General features: G+C 39.8%; 17 protein-coding genes. 6 read left to right on the top strand and 11 right to left on the bottom strand.

The features are described 5' to 3' along the window. Nucleotides 1-310: 310 nt before the first annotated feature. Nucleotides 311-553, top strand: coding sequence for an MDR/zinc-dependent alcohol dehydrogenase-like family protein (locus CDO33_RS06465; protein ID WP_103080520.1), 243 nt, complete (start codon nt 311-313; stop codon nt 551-553). A gap of 126 nt (nt 554-679) precedes the next feature. Here the strand turns inward: CDO33_RS06465 and CDO33_RS06460 are convergent, their stop codons facing one another. From CDO33_RS06460 to CDO33_RS06450, 3 genes are all read right to left on the bottom strand, one after another. Next, nucleotides 680-2,266 carry a response regulator transcription factor gene (locus CDO33_RS06460; protein ID WP_103080519.1) on the bottom strand — a complete coding sequence of 529 codons (1,587 nt, stop codon included), beginning with the start codon at nt 2,264-2,266 and terminating at the stop codon, nt 680-682. Further along, complete coding sequence (locus CDO33_RS06455; protein WP_103080518.1) at nt 2,259-4,058, bottom strand: sensor histidine kinase; 1,800 nt, start codon at nt 4,056-4,058, stop codon at nt 2,259-2,261. Before CDO33_RS06455 ends, CDO33_RS06460 begins: the two co-directional genes overlap by 8 nt. A gap of 352 nt (nt 4,059-4,410) precedes the next feature. Then, entirely contained in the window at nt 4,411-6,423 is a 2,013-nt protein-coding gene (locus CDO33_RS06450) for a glycoside hydrolase family 2 TIM barrel-domain containing protein (protein WP_133158679.1), read from the bottom strand. Nucleotides 6,424-6,543: 120 nt separating this feature from the next. Between CDO33_RS06450 and CDO33_RS06445 the strand changes: the two genes are divergently transcribed. Next, nucleotides 6,544-7,074, top strand: coding sequence for a helix-turn-helix domain-containing protein (locus CDO33_RS06445; RefSeq protein WP_103083342.1), 531 nt, complete (start codon nt 6,544-6,546; stop codon nt 7,072-7,074). Further along, a complete protein-coding gene (locus tag CDO33_RS06440; protein ID WP_103083343.1) occupies nt 7,049-7,636 on the top strand; it encodes a transposase in 588 nt (195 codons plus the stop codon). The genes CDO33_RS06445 and CDO33_RS06440 overlap by 26 nt, the downstream gene beginning before the upstream one ends. Before the next feature lie 38 nt (nt 7,637-7,674). Here CDO33_RS06440 and CDO33_RS06435 read toward each other — a convergent pair whose 3' ends face one another. The 4 genes from CDO33_RS06435 to CDO33_RS06420 all read right to left on the bottom strand — a co-directional run bounded on the left by CDO33_RS06435 (nt 7,675) and on the right by CDO33_RS06420 (nt 11,761). After that, the gene (locus CDO33_RS06435; RefSeq protein ID WP_103083244.1) at nt 7,675-7,929 is read right to left on the bottom strand and encodes a hypothetical protein; all 255 of its coding nucleotides are present in this window, start codon (nt 7,927-7,929) and stop codon (nt 7,675-7,677) included. Nucleotides 7,930-8,013: 84 nt separating this feature from the next. After that, complete coding sequence (locus tag CDO33_RS06430; RefSeq protein WP_103083243.1) at nt 8,014-9,765, bottom strand: extracellular solute-binding protein; 1,752 nt, start codon at nt 9,763-9,765, stop codon at nt 8,014-8,016. 89 nt (nt 9,766-9,854) lie between these two features. Further along, on the bottom strand, nt 9,855-10,775 hold the full coding sequence (locus tag CDO33_RS06425; RefSeq protein ID WP_202849546.1) for a carbohydrate ABC transporter permease: 921 nt from the start codon (nt 10,773-10,775) through the stop codon (nt 9,855-9,857). 17 nt (nt 10,776-10,792) lie between these two features. After that, nucleotides 10,793-11,761: an ABC transporter permease gene (locus CDO33_RS06420; protein ID WP_202849545.1), complete on the bottom strand. Its 969-nt coding sequence runs from the start codon at nt 11,759-11,761 to the stop codon at nt 10,793-10,795. Nucleotides 11,762-12,363: 602 nt separating this feature from the next. Between CDO33_RS06420 and CDO33_RS06410 the strand changes: the two genes are divergently transcribed. After that, on the top strand, nt 12,364-12,933 hold the full coding sequence (locus CDO33_RS06410; protein ID WP_103083241.1) for a helix-turn-helix domain-containing protein: 570 nt from the start codon (nt 12,364-12,366) through the stop codon (nt 12,931-12,933). A gap of 46 nt (nt 12,934-12,979) precedes the next feature. Here the strand turns inward: CDO33_RS06410 and tnpC are convergent, their stop codons facing one another. The 3 genes from tnpC to tnpA all read right to left on the bottom strand — a co-directional run bounded on the left by tnpC (nt 12,980) and on the right by tnpA (nt 15,299). Then, nucleotides 12,980-14,551, bottom strand: coding sequence for an IS66 family transposase (tnpC, locus tag CDO33_RS06405; RefSeq protein WP_103089411.1), 1,572 nt, complete (start codon nt 14,549-14,551; stop codon nt 12,980-12,982). A gap of 77 nt (nt 14,552-14,628) precedes the next feature. After that, complete coding sequence (gene tnpB / locus CDO33_RS06400) at nt 14,629-14,985, bottom strand: IS66 family insertion sequence element accessory protein TnpB (protein WP_028992631.1); 357 nt, start codon at nt 14,983-14,985, stop codon at nt 14,629-14,631. Then, nucleotides 14,979-15,299, bottom strand: a complete 321-nt coding sequence (tnpA, locus tag CDO33_RS06395) for an IS66 family insertion sequence element accessory protein TnpA (RefSeq protein ID WP_028992632.1) — start codon at nt 15,297-15,299, stop codon at nt 14,979-14,981. The genes tnpB and tnpA overlap by 7 nt, the downstream gene beginning before the upstream one ends. A gap of 60 nt (nt 15,300-15,359) precedes the next feature. Between tnpA and CDO33_RS06390 the strand changes: the two genes are divergently transcribed. Then, a complete protein-coding gene (locus tag CDO33_RS06390; protein ID WP_103083056.1) occupies nt 15,360-15,566 on the top strand; it encodes a GyrI-like domain-containing protein in 207 nt (68 codons plus the stop codon). A 250-nt stretch (nt 15,567-15,816) separates the two neighbouring features. On the opposite strand, the gene CDO33_RS06385 is transcribed toward CDO33_RS06390, so the two are convergent. Next, nucleotides 15,817-17,187: a DDE-type integrase/transposase/recombinase gene (locus tag CDO33_RS06385; RefSeq protein ID WP_242973349.1), complete on the bottom strand. Its 1,371-nt coding sequence runs from the start codon at nt 17,185-17,187 to the stop codon at nt 15,817-15,819. 237 nt (nt 17,188-17,424) lie between these two features. On the opposite strand from CDO33_RS06385, the gene CDO33_RS06380 reads away from it, so the two are divergent. Beyond that, nucleotides 17,425-18,378, top strand: a complete 954-nt coding sequence (locus CDO33_RS06380) for a hypothetical protein (RefSeq protein ID WP_103083054.1) — start codon at nt 17,425-17,427, stop codon at nt 18,376-18,378. The last annotated feature ends 64 nt before the right edge of the window (nt 18,379-18,442 follow it).

Below are 18,442 nucleotides of genomic sequence, written 5' to 3'. Positions count from 1 at the left end.
TTCATCACATTTATCGTTTTTAGTTTACATTATTATATGCATTTTAAACGAAAATGTAAAGCAGCAAAAGAGTTTATTAATTTTCAGTACGGAATGTTCCATGTTCCCAAAGATGCTATAAAATACGGCTAATATTAGCACTAACATGAACAAAGGTAATACACTTAATGAGCGGTGAGCCTAAATCATTCCGGTCCAAATGCTGATACCTCAATGAAGTCTTTCTCTTTTTCTCATCCGAAAAACTGCAATATACCAAAACAAAAGACATACATAAATCATACGGCAGCTTATTATGATATGAACCAAAATGTTGCATATTCCTAATGCTTATACCGGAGGATTCCTGGCTCATAAAACTATAGAAGGCGGTCTTTGCCCTGGAGGAAGAAAGAGAATTGAAAGACTTCTTTCCCTGATAGCAACAGGAAGAGTTGATCCAAGCAAAATGGTTTCTCACAGATTCAAAGGGCTTGAGTCAGTTGAAGAAGCATTTGTTCTCATGGCAAACAAACCTAGAGACCTTATAAAGCCAATTGTAATAATGGAATAAGAATTAAGTTAAAAAATCCAAGGCTGGTAAATTCCTCCTTGGATTTTTCTTAAAGAAAACAACAATACTCCCATGGGCAAATCTGAAACAGCCTATCGGTAACCAGACAAGAAAAATTTAATGCAGTTATAAACGACGTTCTCTAAATTCTGCTGGAGTACATCCCACTAATTTTTTGAATTGGTAAATAAAATAAGCCGGTGTCTGATATCCAACCATGGATGCTATGTCATTTACTTTTTTTGTAGAGCTTCTCAAGTATTCTTTAGCTTTATCTATTCTTTTTTTTGTAACATATTCAGTAATGGTCAGGCCAACTTCTTTCTTAAACAAAACACTTAAATAGCTCGGATTAATATTGAGATATAGCGCGAGATCCTGAACGGTAACATCTCTGCTCAAATCTGCATTGAGATATTCTAATGCCCTGTCTATTGTATAATGTTTTTTGTTTTTATTTTTCTCGTTTATACTCTCATTAAAGGTAAATATTAGTTTTAACAGCTTTCTCCTTAATTCTACCGTATTATCTGTAATCAAAATATCCTGCCATACATTCATACATTGAGCATTATCATATTTATCCATGTTATTTAAAGCTTTTAATATTTCATTTACTATACTGCACACAATAGCTTTTATGCTGACAAAAGGTACTTTTTTGTCTCTGCAGAAAAATATATTGGTCAAATTAACCAGACCATCAACATCCTGTACGGCGATGGCATTAGACATTTCCTTTGCAAAATCAATGGATTCCTGCTTGTCATTTAGGGTTCTTTCATCTTCAATAAGAAACACCTGGCTTGTTCCTTCATTTTTGTGATTATACATATATAGAGCTGTTTGTTTATATAAGTCATTCACACCTCGCCAGTCTGTTCTTGCCAAGTTTAGCGCTACTGATGCACTTACTCCATATTCTTCCTGAATGACCTTACATAAATTTTTAAAATATTGTGTTAGTTCGCTTTTCGTATACCGTTGAAAATCATAGCCCAACACGATAATCTCATTTATCCAAGTTGGTGCAATCAATATATATCTTTCATCGAAAAACGCATCTTTTTTTATATAGTCCTCCAGCCTGCTTATAATCCTGTCCTGGAAATTTGAGTCATTGTACAATTGCTTATCACAGTCATATGTAGTTATAACTCCAAGCAAACAATCAAAGTCGTGTGTTGGAAGCCCTAAAGTATTCAGTATCTGTTCCGAATATTCCTTATGGCTATCATAGGATACAATTATGGATTCCAAAAAGCTCTTTCTTGCCAAATCAATACTGACATTTAGGCTTTTTTTTAACTTCATATCATCATCTATGGTCTGCTGACGATGAATTATTTCATCCCTGAACTTTTTAAGCCATTTCTCTATCTCCTCAACCTTTACCGGCTTGAGGAGGTAGGCTCTTGCACCTTCTTCCATAGCGGCACGAGCATATTCAAATTCGTCATACCCACTTATAATAATGATGTCAAGATTTTGCCTAATACTATTAATCCGGTGTATCATCTCCAAACCATTCATACTGGGCATGCAAATATCTGCTATAACTACATCAATCTCATTTTCTTTAATCAGATTGATTGCCTCTTCCCCACTTTCTGCCTGTAACGGCACATCAAATCCAAGTCCTTTCCAATTGACATGGCGCGCGATACCTTCCCTGTGGCTTGGTTCATCATCGACAATGATAGCTTTAAACATTCATGGCACTCCTTTCAGGGATTTCATCTGATAATGCTGGAATTTTAATGGTAACGGTTGTTCCCTTTCCTTTTTCGCTTTCTACATGAAATTTCCCTTTATCTCCATAATAATGCCTTATCATCTCTTTTATATATCTAAGTCCTATTCCTATATTTTTGCCATTTTCTTCAAGAACGGATTTTAATTCTGCTTCACTCATACCAACACCATTATCCCGAACTTGATATACAATGCAGTCATTGTCATATTTGGCACTGATCCACAGTTTTCTGGCATTTGCGCTTGTTATCATACCATGTATGTATGAGTTTTCAACAATTGGCTGCAATAAAAGCTTTATTGTGTAAAAATCCAAAACCTCAGAATCAATATCCCATTTTACCTGCACTACATCTCTGTAACGGATTTGCTGAATTGATACATAAGCACGTACATGCTCAATTTCATCCCGTACTTTTATTATAGGTTTTCCCTTGTTAAGAACGCGCCTGTAAAATGTAGTCATCGCATCAACAAGATTGCAAAGCTTTTCATTTCCCATATCAAGAGCTTCCCATCGGATAATACCCAATGTATTATAGAGAAAATGTGGATTTATCTGTGCCTCCAATACTTTAAGAGCTTCTTCTTTTTGACGGTTTTGTGCAGATATAACTTCCTGCAAAAGACCGTTAAGGCGGGAAGTCATAAGGTTAAACTGCTCTTCAAGCACGCTTATTTCATCAGAGCCACCTTTTTGCACTTTTACATCAAACTGACCTTTCATAATATAAGACATTCGTTCACCTATCTGGTCCAATCTTGCAAACATTTTATTGAGGCACATTAATATTACTAAACCGGACAATACAGTGAATATTAACATGATTGCCAAAAACCAGAACTTTATTATTGTATATTTATTTTGAAATTGAGTAATTGAAGACAGAATTATAACACGCCAGTTATCAGAGAGATGCTGAACCGCCACAAATCTATCAGTTCCACCTATGTTGAGAACTTCAGTTTCATTTTCAGGAATCGTATGATTTAAACTGGTATCTGCTATATTTACGCCAACGTATTTTGCATCGGTAGCAGCAAAGATTGTTCCGTCTTCATTGACTATGTAATATTCACCATGAGTGCTAAAGGAATCATCTACTATGCTGCTAAATATCTCCTTGCTTTTTATGACCAGGCAAACGCATCCTTCCATGCTTGATGTCAAAGAGTTCAAACGGCTGGACAATATCATCACATAATTACCTTTACGGGGATCATATGCAAATCTCCATACAGGCTGAGTTGTACTTCTCATAACCTCAGCAAACCATTCTTCTGATGAAATACCTGCTATCAAATGTTCATCCGGCATCCAAATAATGCCCATATCTTTTATAAAAGTCTTATTGGTATGATATATCCTGAAGTCTTGCACCTCAGGCAAGTAATCTCTGATAAAACTGAAAGAATTATATATGTAATTGGCCGTATCCCAACAATCAGAGTATTGCTCGTACTTTTGTGATAAGCGCTGTATTAGCTCACCATCAAAGGAAATGTGCAACAGAGTCCTTTTATACACATCCTTACGGAATTCCACATTTTTTGCAACTTGTTTTGCTGATTCCAAAACCGATATACCGTAATCTTTTCTATATGAATTATAAATTATATTATTGGACATGACCATCAGCATGTTTATCAATACTAATATGACTGCAAAGTACAAAAACATTATTTTGCTTCTTAATGACAGTTTGTCAAATCTTTTATAGAACGCGTTAGTGCATTTAAAGTGCCTCATATTTGAACACCTACTAAAAAGACATAACAGAGAGTACAATTATACTTTATTATACATAATCGATTCTTGTCAAGAAAGCTTATTTCAGCAATTGAGCATTATATGCGCTTTCCGATGTTCCCCATTTTCTGCAAATTTATGTTTACTACACAAACCTATGACAAAATCAATAATCCGATACTCCACTTATTATGTTATCCAATGCAATAACAAATGGAATATCGGAATATCACCATGAATACAGCAACTTTTGCCTCGTTGTTTTATGAAATTTCATTATAAATTAGTTTTGAAACCTGTTTGGTAATTATCATTTATAAAATAATGCAATTATTGCCAGACCAACCATAACCTATCCCGATGCTATTACTGTAGCTTCAGCTGACTTAAGCCCCTCAGCCACAGCCCGCACTCTTATCACTCCTTCTCTTCCATCGGACTTGATGACTGCGCAACATCTTCCTCTAAAGGCATGTCTGCGATCTGATACATAGGGCTCATCACTGCAAAGATTTCCATTGTCCACTCCTATTATTTTCCCAGGACCATAAACTTCAAACCTTACCAGATTGCTTGCATGTGGATACAATATGCCATTTTCATCTACGATCTGGACATCCGCATAAAAGATATCACTGCCATCAGCAAGGATTTGCTGCCTGTCTGCCTGTATATCTATTTTATATGGTTCGCCAGCGGTACATAACTTGTGATCGCATACCTTTTTCCCGTCTTTGTATCCGTACGCCTGGATTTCACCTGGCTCATAAGGCAAATGCCATGTCATAATTCTGTTTGGAAAATCTCTTAACTGCTTTTGCCCATAGGATCTTCCATTGAGAATTAATTCTACAGCATCACAGTTGGTAAATGTAGCAATATTCAATACCTCTCCAGCCCGGTGTTTGAAGTTCCAATGGGAAGCCATCTTGGGTGAACTCCAATGAGGTTGCTCCATATCGCTGTCCATAGTGTCATCCATTACTGCTATATGTACCATAGGTTCATCAGTCCACAAGCTTTGGGTCAACCATGAACGGGTTTTACGTATCCCACATGTATCAATGGGACATGAGGACCATCCTTTACTTGGATACGGCCGGGCTTCACCGAGATAATCTATGCCTGCCCAAATAAACTCTCCAATCACATAGCTGTTTTTCTCCACATCAAACCATGGATTGAACGGTTCAAAAGCTGCAAAATCATTACCCTTTCCACGATAATACGGATAAGCTTCTGTGGTAATGATAACAATATCGGGATTAGCTTTATGATATGCTTCATACCATTGTTCGTGATAATTACAGCCAATGAGATCCACGTACTTTGCCATTTCCATTGTCAGTTTTACTTTTTCTTCCACTGGTAAATGATTCTGGTCCGGCACATGATAAGGATGCATTGCAAAGGTCACAGGCCTTGTCGGTTCATACTTCCGTACAAAATCAGTCAGTTCCCTGAGAATCACAATCATATCCTCTTTCCCTTGATTCTCAACCTCGTTTCCCACACTCCATATAATAACACATGGGTGGTTGCGGTCACGGCGGAGCATGAATTCCAGGTCTTTATTCCACCACTCTTCGAAATATCTTTCATAGCTACCGCTTTTCCACTTATCAAAGGCTTCATCTATAACGAGAAAACCCATTTCATCGCATAAATCCAACAACTCCGGAGCCGGTATGTTATGGCTTGTTCTAATGGCATTGCAGCCCATGGATTTTAACTGCAACAACCTGCGCTTCCAAGCCCAGACAGGTACTGCAGCGCCAAGGCATCCTCCGTCATGATGCAAATTAACACCTTTTAATTTGACTGGCTTTTTATTTATCAGCAATCCTTCACCAGCATTTATTGTTACTTCCCGTATGCCGAATCTAACTTGCTCTTCATCGCAGACAGTATTCCCATTATATAGTTTAATGGTAGCATTATAAAGCACCGGATTCTCTGTTTCCCACAAAACCGGATCGGGCACGCCAATCTCCAAGACAGCAACATTATCATGTACATTAGCCAACGCCTGAGCAACTCTTTTGCCATTTATGTCAACTGTAACCTCAACCATGGATTCCATATTTGCGTTTTCAACTTCAACTTGTACCTTTACTCCCGCTTCCGTTTCACTTATGGAAGGTGTGGTAATATATACTCCCCAAGGTTTTATATAGCTCAGACCGGTTTCAATCAATCTTACTCCCCTGTATATTCCTGCCCCGGAATACCATCTGTCAGCAGGCTGTCGCGTATTATCAACATTAACCGCAATTATGTTTTTTCCTGCCTTTATATGTGGAGTTATATTCAGGGAAAACCCGGAGTACCCATATCCCCAGCCACCTGCTTTTGTACCGTTCACCCACACCGTACTGTTTTCATATATGCCGTCAAAGACTATAGATAACGAACTATATAGTTAAAATTATCCTGTGCAATTTTCCTCCGAAGCCCTTACAATATAGGGCAGGGGGAATGTATAATGGGTAGAAAATGTGTTGAGGTTAAATCACTTTATGGATTAACGATAGATGACTTAAATTTAATAGCCAATAGTTCTGACAGTAATTATACCAGAGACGTCGTCAAAGCTGTAATCATGAGGCATAAGGGTATCCATACGCAGGTTATTGCAGATACCTTGAGTAAATGTAACGCAACCATTGTGTCATATATCAACAACTGGAACGATAGCGGTATTGCTTGCATCGCCGACCTGCGGGGCGGCAATATTGAAAGTACTGTCACCGATGAAATGGTAGAGGATATCCGCAATATAGTTACCAGTAAGAGTCCTCATGAGTTCGGCTATGAACAAAACCGGTGGAACGCCAAGTTGTTAGTCAGGTATGTAGAAGACCACTGGGGAAAAGAATATTCCGACACCTGGATCCGTAAAATACTGGCTAATCTTGGTTTCTCGTACAAAAGGGGTGTTTATAAACCGAGCAAGGGAGACCCAAAGCTTCAGGAAAGCTTTAAAAAAAATGTCAGTTGTATTGGATATAATTGAGCCTTTAGGAGATGTCTCCCTGTGGTGTCAGGATGAAACCAGTAAAAGGCTCGAATCCAACAACTTTTATTCCTGGAGTCCTGTAGGCAAACCTACAGAAATTGAGTGTAACGGCTGTCATAAGGGCATCAATATCATTGGAGCTACGGAAGTACTGAATCATATGGGTTTTGTGTACGATGTATACTCCAAAAAAGAAGGCTCTTTGACAGCAGCTCATGTGGTCAAATATATGGAGCGTTTACTGGACTATGATAAAGCAAGAGGGATTTCTACCACCTTTGTCCAGTGGGATAATTCTCCGATTCATAAAGGCCCTTTGATACAAGAGTTTGTTGAGGCTCATAAAAGTGATTTAATAGTGTTGCATCAACCTCCTTATTCTCCACACCTGAATCCTCAAGAGGAGATGTGGCACTGGATGAAAAACTTTATTGCACAAGCCTCTGCTGTAAAGAACGAACAGGAACTATTGCATTTAGTAAATCGTTTTGAGGCATATATTAAAGCTCATCCTGATGAGGTTAGGCATCGGCTATATGCCCGGAACTACTTTCCATGATTGCCAATTTGGCAATTGTAGGCTTTAATGTTCGTTATCTATAAAATGCATGTTTCCGGGATTTCATCAAACTCAACATACTTCCGATACCATCCTGTTCCCCAACGGTCAAAATATCCCTGGGAGCTTCCGCAAGGAGTATCTTTTTTGTAAGGACGGCTGATTGCCCAATCATGAGGTATATCAACATGATACCAATTGCTGTCATCATGTTCATTTTCAAAGGCATTAGCTACATCCCGGTCAATAAATAACCATCCACGGTTTAAAGTTGTTATCTTTCTCTTCTCCATTTCTCATGACTTCCTTTCATGCAAGAACTGCAAATGAGCACAGTTAAGCTGTGCACTCATTTGCAGTTCTGAGTATTAATTTAATTACCATTCACCTTGTAATTCAACATACTTATTGTACTCTTCCATCCATTCTTTTTTCATTTCTGACCAATGGGCACGTTTTTCAATCTGCTCTCTGAAATCATTATAAGCTTTTTCAAAATCATCGTCACTCTTTGCCATGATCATCTTTGCCGTATATTCTTCAACTGTTTTGCTAAGCATAAGCAGATTTGCCTCTATAACACCACCCGGAGCTAAAGGAACTGCATCATATGTATGCATGATACGATGATTCACCAACTCGTTTCCAATTAATTGGCAATAGTCGTAAAGAAGAGTTGCGCCTTTTTTATTACTGCCTTGATTTTGAGTCCACCATGGATACCATTTATTGCTGTATCCGGAAAAAGCATATAGCTGTGGTGTGCACTTGTCTACACGAGCCTGGTCGCCGGAATCCCTGTCTGCCTTATAATCAGGTTTGAAATCCCATTCGCCATAGGGCTTATTAACCCAGTCCCAGGTTGTTCCAACTGGTCCCTCATTTACTTCATGCTGCTTTTCGGGTTTCTGTTCGTTGCACCAGTCAAGGAAATTCAATATTGCATTAAGATGTTTAGTGTTCTTGCTTATATATATCGTGCTTCCGGGATATGGATTGACATAAGTGACAGCACCATGATTTTCAACATTGCTTACCTTTGGTGTAGCTACAGGTTCTAAATACCAGGCTGGTTCAGTAGGACCATCAAGACCATACCATAAGTTGTTAAGCTCGGCTGACCATGCGCTACCTACAATCATGGCATATGAACCTCTGGCAACTTTCTCCTTATACCTTTCTGCTTTGTGAGTTGTGACTTCTATGTCTATGAGCTTTTCCCTGTACATCTTGTTTATCCATTTATATGCTTCTTTGTACTGAGGATCATCATAAGCAAATATAAAATTGTCTCCATCCTTTTTGATCCCAGGCATGCCACTAACTCCGCTGGTCATGTCCACTCCGAAAGTGGCAACAATCAGCTTTTCTTCTTCAGCCATGAAACCTAACGGTATAATTTTATTTCCATCAACATCCTTAAGCTCTGATGCCTTACGTAAAAACTCTTCCACACCTTCTATCGTTGAAATGTCATCTTTTGTCATTCCAACCTGTTCAAGTATATCAGTGCGTACCCACCAAGCATCAACTGTCCAACCCGGCCAAGGATTGTCAGGTTCCTGGGCATACCATCCCGGCGCGTACCACATGTGGCCGTCCGAGTCTGTTGCATACTTCTTTATTGCTTCCGGAACACTGGCTAAATTAGGAAGCTTATCCGGCATTTGGTAATACTGCTCAACCGGCTGTATTTTACCGGAATTAATCATAGCTTTCTTTATAGTTTGATCCATCCAGAATACAGCCAAATCTTCAAATCCACCGCTGTTGAGTTTAAGGTTGACCGCGGTTAAGGCATCGTCTCCTTGAACATACTCACATTTGATGTTAATGTTCAACTTTTCCCGCATGACTTTTTGCCATGTGGTTTCATCAGGACTGTTCTTGTTCCATCCAACCCATATGGTGAATTCATCGGAAATCTTTCCGCCTTCACTTTCAGGAACAGCCCCTTCGCTTTCCGTAATGTCCTCGCCACCGGATTTAGCCTGAGTTGTCGTATTCTGAGAGCTTGAAGTGTTTTGTGCACCGCTTTCTTTGCTGCAGCCTGAAAGGGATACCAACATACTGGTCAGCAGTATTGCTATTACTGCAATAAGCGCTACAGGCTTCTTCAAAGTTTTCATGGTCTACCTCCTCTTTAATTTTATCTCATTTATATTAGGCTTGTCTATATTGCACAAATTGTACAATATAGCGCGAAGCTTAATATCTATCACTCCTTTATAGAGCCTATAAGGACGCCTTTAATGAAATATTTCTGCAGAAAAGGATAGAGACACAATATTGGCAATGTACCGATCATTACCGCCGCCATCTTTATAGATGTAACTGTCATTTTGCTGACTTGAGTTTGCCTGAATGCAGCTTCTCCAATCATCCTGTTGTTTCCGAAAATCATTGAGAGGCTGTCTGCTGATAGCAAACGTTGAAGATATGTTTGAACTGGAATCAGTTTATTATCATTAACATAGAATGCACCTGAAAACCAATCATTCCAATGACCCACTGCCGTAAACAGGCTTAATGCTGCAAGCATTGGCAAGGAAAGGGGAAGAATTATTCTAAACAGTACAACAACTTCATTTGCGCCATCAATAATTGCCGATTCTCTGAGGCTTTCAGGAATGTCCATAAAAAATCTGCGCATTACAAACATGTTCCAAATATTAAAAAGACCTGGAATTACATAAACCCAAAAAGTGTTAATGAGTTTTAGTCTATTGAGTTGTAAATAATATGGTATGAGACCACCGTTAAAAAGCATTGGTATCAGCATTAAAAACAGTATGAACTTTTTATATGGAAGATTCCTAAAAGAAAGACCGTATGCAACAAATGCGGTTAAAGCAATTCCTAGTATCGTCCCCAATACGGTGCGACCTATTGTAATCATATACGCATTTTGTATTAACCCATTGCCTAACACAAATTGATAGTTAAAAAGTGTGAATACTCGAGGCCAGAGAAATAGCCCCCCCTTCATGGAATCCTGTCCTTCATTAAGTGAAACTACTAATATGTAAATCATCGGGTACAGAGTCGAAATACCCAGGAGAGTCAATAAGAGTGTGTTAAATGTCTGGAAAATCTTTTCTCCCATACTCATCTTTATGCTATTTGAACGCTTCGCCATTCTTCACTCCCCCTTTTCTACCATAAGCCTTCGCCGCTAATGATTTTGGCGAGTTTATTGGAACATAACACCAATATCAGTCCAATTGTAGAAGACAACAATCCCACAGCTGATGCCATGCTATAATAGCCTTGCTGCAAACCGTTTATCAATATATAAGTATCAAGAACCATGGATACTTCAAGATTTGCATTATTCATAAGCGGATAAATCTGATCCGTTCCGGCGGATAAAATGCTCGGTATGGAGAGGGTGAAAAGCAGCATTATCGTAGGTATCAAACAAGGAAGAGTAATATACCGAAGCTGCGCCAGCTTACCAGCTCCCTCTATTTTTGCAGATTCATACAATTCCGGGTTAATAGAGGCAATTGCCGCAAGATATATTATGCTGTTCCATCCGGTTTCTTTCCAAATTGCGCTAATTACCACTATCGGTCTAAACCACTCGATTTCACCCATGAAAAATATTGGATCTTTACCAAAGAATTGAATTATCTGATTGACGATTCCTCCATTAGGTGATAAAAATGCATCAATAATATACGCAACAACTATCCATGATACAAAATGAGGAAGATAACTGACTGTTTGAACAGTACGCTTAAACCATTCACGTTTCACCTCAGATATAAGCAATGCTAATATTATAGGTGCCGGAAGTGAAGTGATAAATCTGAGTACAGTAATAGATAATGTATTTCCTACAATGCGCCAAAATTCCGAATCAGTCAGAAACCAGAAATTTTTGAATCCAACCCATGGAGCATTCCAGATAGTATTGCCCACGGTATATGATTTAAAAGCTATCTGAAGTCCTACCATCGGCATGTAGTTAAACAATATTATCATTATGATGCCTGGAAGAATCATAGAATATTGCCAACGGTATTTAATAATATTATGCAAAAAACGGCTTCTATGACTTCTTCTTTCTTTCATATTGGCTGGTAATTTACTGGAACTGGTAATAGTTTTTGCTTTCACTTTATCAACCCTTCCATGACTTCTGCAGATTGTTAGCAGTTTTTTATAGGTAAATTTTTCAGCTATCCAATTTCATCTTTGTGTTATTTGCGGAACATCTCTATTGCTGTCTGACAAGCATACCATCATAGAATAACGAATATTCGCATTCTTAGTAAAACCAGATACAAGGCTGATTTCTTCAAGTCATTTATAATTATAAATTCAGAGTTATACGTTATCAATATAAATAATCTTTGATTCATATCAGTAAAATTGGTTTCGTAATTAAACTCTGTCCGCACCCCTTGAAAAATTACTTGCATAAAATATCTTCATTTTTTTATTATAGAAAATCATAAAGCAGCTTATTGATCCCTTTAAAACAGCGATGCCTGCATTGGTTTACCCATTTTTCATCATCTGTTAATACCCTCAGGCATGGAAATACATCTGATTGAACGATATAATAAATGTAAAATCCCGCAATTTTTATCAATTATTTACCGCTATAGTATGTTATATTCTGAAACAGGGAGGAAGATTATGGATTATAAAACCCATGTTATGCGGGCGATAGATTATATTGAAAGCAATCTTAAAAACGAAATTACGCTAGCTGATTGTGCCCGTGTATCCGGTATTCCAATTACCACTTTATCCGTGTATTCAAGGAGGCAACTGGTTTAACGCCGGCTGATTATATAAGAAAACGCAGACTTACAGAGATTATCAAGCACATGCGGCAGGATGTACCGATTTCTGAGATAGCCTTTGAATACGGCTTCAATTCAAAGGAAAATTTCACCAGGGCATTTTTCTCAGAGCACCATATCTTGCCGACCGAATATAAATCTGCTTTGAACAGTCTGAAGTTATACGAAGCTATTAGTTTTGAAACACCTCCCTTTGAAATATCGCCGGAATTTATATACCTTGATCCTTTTGTGGTGACAGCTTATAAAAGCGATGAAATCTATACGCCGAACTTCTGGAATAAATACAACAGCCGTAAATGGTCTAAAAAGCTCTCAGGCGGAAAAGTTTGCGAGGATTATGGTATAAGTGCATGGAACGAACAGGAAAATAAGCTTGACTATTTTATCGGCATACGAAAAGATAATGCCCATGGTGATACCGAAGGAACGGTGGAGCTTTTGATTCAAGGCGGCTTATATGCTGTTTTCTCGTAAGCGTCAAATAGCCCCCACCTTTGATTTAGCAGGGGCATAATATATATTATTTATTGGGCACTTTGCAATGACCCGGAAGATTTGCTGACCATGGCAACAAGGTGTCTAATGCATGTTGATCCTTGATATTTATATTCGGTAGACGTTCAAAGAGATAAGTAAGATATTCAAACGGGTTCAACCCATTCTCTTTTGCCGTCTCCACAATACTGTAAATTGTTGCGCTGGCATTGGCTCCTTTAGGCGTGTTGCTAAACAGCCAATTCTTCCTCCCGATTACAAAAGGCTTTATCGACCGTTCACTTCGGTTGTTATCAATCTCTAGCCTGCCGTCCAGCATAAAGGCCTCCAGCTTGTCCCACTGGTTCCGGCAGTATTGGATTGCTTTTCCTAATGAACTTTTGGGAGTTACTCTTGGACTCCAGTATTTGAGCCATTCCTTGAATTTATCAAGCACTGGTCGGCTGTGTTTCAATCGGCCCTCATATCTTTCTTCCGGTGTAACATCATGAAGCATTTTTTCTATCTCAAACAAGTTATTGCAAAATGCCAAACCTTCTTCTGTTACTGTGGGCTTGTCATCTTTTTTTGGAGGCATGGCTTTTAAGGCGTCGACAAAATAACGCCTTGCATGTGCCCAGCAACCAACCTGGATGATTCCGGGCATGCCACTATAACCATCATACCCATCCGTATGAAGGTAACCTTTGAATCCTTCAAGAAATTTTTTAGGATGTTTGCCAGCCCTGGTAGTTTGGTAGTCATAAAGAATAATCGGAGGCCCTTCCCGGCCGGTCCGGTATAGCCACATGTAGGAGGTTGAATCTGCGGCTCGCCCGGGTTCCTTGAGTACTTGGAGGGTAGTATCATCGGAATGGAGGATGTCCCTTTGCTGCAAGTGTTCCCGCATTCGTTCATATATCGGCCGCAGCCACCTGTCGGAGCTTTGTATCATCCAGTTCGCCATGGTTTGCCTGGATATTTCAATCCCCATCCTCTCCCAGTCCTGCTCTTGACGATAAAGAGGAAGCCCTTTTACAAATTTCTCCGTCATTACATGAGCTATGGCGGATGCCGAAGCCAGGCTTCCAGGAAGTGCCGGCTTTGGCATTGGGGCTGTTACTATCGGTGTAGATATTTCATTCTTCTCGCAATTACGGCAGCCATATACATACTGCACATGTTCCTTTACACGCACCTGAGCCGGAATAATTTCTATTTCCCGCCTTACTTCCTTGCTCATTTCATGCAGTTTGCCGCCACAGCAATCACAAACCTGCTCTTCTTCAGGCAAGCGATACTCTATGGTCTCTACAGGAATGTCTTTAAGCATTTCTTCTCTGTGCCCCTGCTTTTTACGACGTTTATATGTAATTTCCTCTAATGTTGGTTCGGGAACTGCAGGCTTGGCTTCTGATTCCGCCTCGTTGAAAAGATTTAGCTGTTCAGGGACTTCCGTCTTTTCACTTGAACGCCCAAAAAGCTTATGCTGATGCAGCCGGAATTGTTCTTCAAACCATTTGAGTTTTGCTTCAAGCTCGGCTTTTTCCTGCTTCAATATTTCAATTTCTGTTTGGAGTTTTTCTATTGTAACCGTTGATTTCACTGTGTTTTCCATAATTTTATTATATCATTTTTCTACGGTTTTTTCCAGGAAAATGATAAAAAATATAAATATTTTTGTCTTGAAAGTATTCATATTACTGCACTTACTGTCACTTTTTTGTGTGCCTGCTTCTGCTCCAAGGATAGTCCATCCAGCAGCCAACCCAGTTCACGGACACCAACCTTCATTGGAGTGCCGCAACTTTCTTTAGGCCATTGGAATTTGCCTTTTTCAAGCCTCCGGTAATATAGCCAGAAACCATTATGTTCCCATTGGAGGATTTTAAGCTTATCACGTTTTTTATTGCAGAACACAAATAGACAAGACGAGAAGGGGTCTAATGCGAAGCTTTGCTGGACGATGGCAGCCAGGCCATCGATAGACTTACGCATGTCGGTACTTCCACAGGCAAGGTAGACCTTGTCGGTGCCGGCTATGCTCAGCATAATTCCCTCAGCACCATTAGCACATCCAACAGATGCTTCTGGTCAAAGCCTGGTTTGACTTGAACTTCAGCTGGGCCAAATTTGATTTCGATTGATTGGCCTTTGCCTGTATGCTCTTTATGATCTACTTCTACCGGAATCCATTTGGGAGATTCTGATTGTATGATTCCGTTTTGTCTTTCTTTTCTCAACCAGTAGCTTAACTGACGAAGACTTATCCCCGCGGATTTGCAAAATGAAGTTTGCGTCTGTCCGCTGGATTTGTACTCTGCAATTATGGATGCCCATTTTTGATAAAGATCTGCTTTGGTCATAAAGTTATACCTCCAGTATATTTTCTGGAGAGATTATCTCATAAGCCTGTTTGCATTTAAATGTGGGTATTATTTACCGCTTACGTTTTCTCAACTCCCAAGACTTCACATTATGATTTTGTAAATGCCATTCATCGCACATGGGATTATATAAACAGCATTTGGCTGCCAAACAGCGGCTACAGACGCGCAGCCGGCTACGAGTTTGAAACGTATATCGAAGAATCTCGCACATTCAGCGAGAAAATTTATATACCGATAGTGTAAAGTAATCTATGAAAAATTGGGAAAACACTATCAACGAACAAATGCACATTGAAAAGTGAAGAATGTACCTAAATTTCCGAATTTATTCCACGGTCCCCTTGACAATGAGCCTCCCATGTCATGTTTGATGGCATCAGGGACATCCCCCATGCTGAACAGGGAGCAGGGCTTTGCATGATGGATGATGCCTGGCGGACAGCCTAACATGCCATGTGCTCATTATCAAGAGGCTTTCGCGGCATAAACGCTACTAACCTGCCTGTTTCGATAAAATGAGTTGCTGAGACAATTCAATCAGCTTCTGCCACTTAGCCGGCATATTGGGGATAGATTCGAGCTCTGGAATGGAGTTTAAAGGCTGCCAGTAAGTGTAGGGATGGGGGCGAAGGAAATTGTAGTAGGCAACAAAGAGAGCGATATGGGTATTTGAGCCTTCTCCGCTGCCGTAGCCGTTGGTGACCTGATAGGAGAACTTGAATGTTCTATTAAGACGCTCAATGATCTGTTTCAGCCAGCGGTATTCCTCGGAGACAGGATCATCATTGGTAAGGCCGATTACCTGGATAAGGTTAAAGTCCATACCCTGTAACATGAATTGCTGTTGTGCAAGCTTGTAGGCTGTATAACCGTCAGCAGCAAACTTGAGTGCTTTACATGGGAACTCCTTGAACTTTGAAAATGCCATACGCATAGCAAGGATACAAGGCCCCACATCACGGGTGTTTGATATCTGATAACCAAGGATAGACTTCTTAAGGGCATCCATGACAAACCAGACATAGTGACGAACACCTTTGACTTTTGTGTAGGTTTCATCGGCAGCCAGGTAGTTGGTGGGTTTGTAATCGTAATTATCAACAAAAGGCTTCACTAGGGCTGCAGCAGTCTTGGCGTAGTTAGCTACCGTGGCATGAGAGATTTTGACACCATGTACTTCCCAGAGGGCTCTGGCAGTGACTCGGGTAGAAAGACCCAGATTGACATGGTATGTAAGACAAAGCCCCATGATGTGAGAGGAGAAATTCCTGAAAGAAAGATTGGTAGCGCCTTTGGGCAGGGAAGACAAATCCATCTTGAAGTAGTCGATGGTGAATTCCCGGTAAATGTAGTGGAGTTTGAATTTATGCTTGTCTTGCTGGTATTCGGCAAGATCTTCCGGAGACAGCTTCCTAAGGGCATCCAGGTAGAAGGAACAGTTCTTGTTGACACACTTGTGGATGTTGAAATGCTTTCGGTCCTTCTTTTTAGTCAGGGTATGACCGCAATAGGGGCATATGAGCGTAATTGGCTTGAAATCAGTCTTTCCTTTGGCAAATCTGTTGTTACAGACTTTACACAATAGTTGCCCGCGACCGCCGGTATTATCGTAGAGGTAGGTATGAGGAGCTCCACAGTAAGGGCAGACGCAATCAGGAGGAACAGGATTCTTCCCACGGGAGTTAACCGGCTTGAGGCTCTTGCCATGCTTGGCGTGGTATTCCTCCAGCAAAAGTATGTAGTTCAGAGGCTCAACCTTCTTGATGACTGGCAGCTTGTCAACAGTAAGTTTATTGTACTTGGGGCTTGTAGTATCGTACTTGGGAAACTTTAACGGTATGTTTTTCGCAATAAAGACCAGCAATTGCTGGATTTGAAAAAATAAAAATTGATTGTATGCTATCAAAACTGATATAATTGAGTTCACAATGACACTTTCCTTTCTGGATTTTGTGGACTGAGAAACTCAATTATACCAGAAAAGAGGGGGTCATTGTTTTTTATTTCAAAAAATCCTTGAAACCCTTGACAAATAGCATACTTCAATATAAACAGAGTGTAATTAACTTTACACTAACTATATACAATTGGAGGGAGAATAATGAAAAAACAGCTTAAAATTTCTTGGGACGGTATACAGGATGCGACCGGTTATCTGTTTTCTTTTGCCAAATCATTGGCCTGCGCAGTAAAAAACAGTCCATGGTCTCAGTATGCCGAAGATATTATTGCAACCAGCGGCTTTGGTTTCCGCATGTGGGTCAGTGCAGACCTATGTCCATCAGCAACCAGCATATGGGACTTTGAGGGCCAAAAGCCGTGGGTGGAAAACGGAGGCCTGCTCTGTGATTATGCCGGGCGATATTGGGGCCAGGAGCATATCGAAAAGGAAAAACAGCGCGAAGCAATAAGCATTATCAAATCTTCTATTGACAGGGGTATTCCCGCTGTATCATGGGACATTGGCGTTCCGGAATGGGGTCTTATCACTGGCTATGATGATGCCATGCAGATGTTTTACACCTTGCCAATCAACGCAGATAAAGCCGATCCGACGAGCCCCGAATATAATTATGTTCAAATGCCCTATGATGTCTTGGGTAAACGTGAGCTTCCTATTCTTTCGGTTCTGACCATAAAAGGCACTTCAGATAAAGCAAAGGAAGATATTTTACAAGATACGATGAAACTGGCGGTAAATCACCTGAAAGGCGGAGAATGGTGTGACAACGCAAAGGGTCTTGATGCTTATCCTGCATTAATCAGGGTATTTGACGATAATCCCGAAATTGCTGCGTCATGGAATGCTGAATATTTTCTTGGTACATATGCAGCTTTGAAAGAATATGTCTACAAATATTTTGAAAAAGTTAAAATGACTGAACTGTCTGAATTATACAAAGCTGTCTTTAATGCCTGGATGGAAGCATTTAGAATTAAGACAAACGAGGATGCAACATCACCCGAGGTCAGAGCGAGGATTGCATCATTATTAAAATCCGCATATGAAAACGAAAAGAAAGCAGTTCAGATAATGGAATCTCTCACAACATAGATACACCACAGCATATGTTTCAACATCTCACCATCCATATAATCCTTATATTATCTTTTATTCA

Source organism: Clostridium thermosuccinogenes, from assembly GCF_002896855.1.
Taxonomy (GTDB): domain Bacteria; phylum Bacillota; class Clostridia; order Acetivibrionales; family DSM-5807; genus Pseudoclostridium; species Pseudoclostridium thermosuccinogenes.
This window is presented reverse-complemented; position numbering and strand designations above follow the sequence as displayed.

Coding starts and splice junctions, on each gene's coding strand:
- CDO33_RS06445 (WP_103083342.1), top strand. CDS start 6,544: ATGGGTAGAAAATGTGTTGAGGTTAAATCACTTTATGGATTAACGATA.
- CDO33_RS06455 (WP_103080518.1), bottom strand. CDS start 4,058: ATGAGGCACTTTAAATGCACTAACGCGTTCTATAAAAGATTTGACAAA.
- CDO33_RS06460 (WP_103080519.1), bottom strand. CDS start 2,266: ATGTTTAAAGCTATCATTGTCGATGATGAACCAAGCCACAGGGAAGGT.
- tnpA (WP_028992632.1), bottom strand. CDS start 15,299: ATGACCAAAGCAGATCTTTATCAAAAATGGGCATCCATAATTGCAGAG.
- tnpC (WP_103089411.1), bottom strand. CDS start 14,551: ATGGAAAACACAGTGAAATCAACGGTTACAATAGAAAAACTCCAAACA.
- CDO33_RS06435 (WP_103083244.1), bottom strand. CDS start 7,929: ATGGAGAAGAGAAAGATAACAACTTTAAACCGTGGATGGTTATTTATT.
- tnpB (WP_028992631.1), bottom strand. CDS start 14,985: ATGCTGAGCATAGCCGGCACCGACAAGGTCTACCTTGCCTGTGGAAGT.
- CDO33_RS06380 (WP_103083054.1), top strand. CDS start 17,425: ATGAAAAAACAGCTTAAAATTTCTTGGGACGGTATACAGGATGCGACC.
- CDO33_RS06425 (WP_202849546.1), bottom strand. CDS start 10,775: ATGGCGAAGCGTTCAAATAGCATAAAGATGAGTATGGGAGAAAAGATT.
- CDO33_RS06390 (WP_103083056.1), top strand. CDS start 15,360: ATGTGGGTATTATTTACCGCTTACGTTTTCTCAACTCCCAAGACTTCA.
- CDO33_RS06465 (WP_103080520.1), top strand. CDS start 311: ATGTTGCATATTCCTAATGCTTATACCGGAGGATTCCTGGCTCATAAA.
- CDO33_RS06440 (WP_103083343.1), top strand. CDS start 7,049: ATGTCAGTTGTATTGGATATAATTGAGCCTTTAGGAGATGTCTCCCTG.
- CDO33_RS06430 (WP_103083243.1), bottom strand. CDS start 9,765: ATGAAAACTTTGAAGAAGCCTGTAGCGCTTATTGCAGTAATAGCAATA.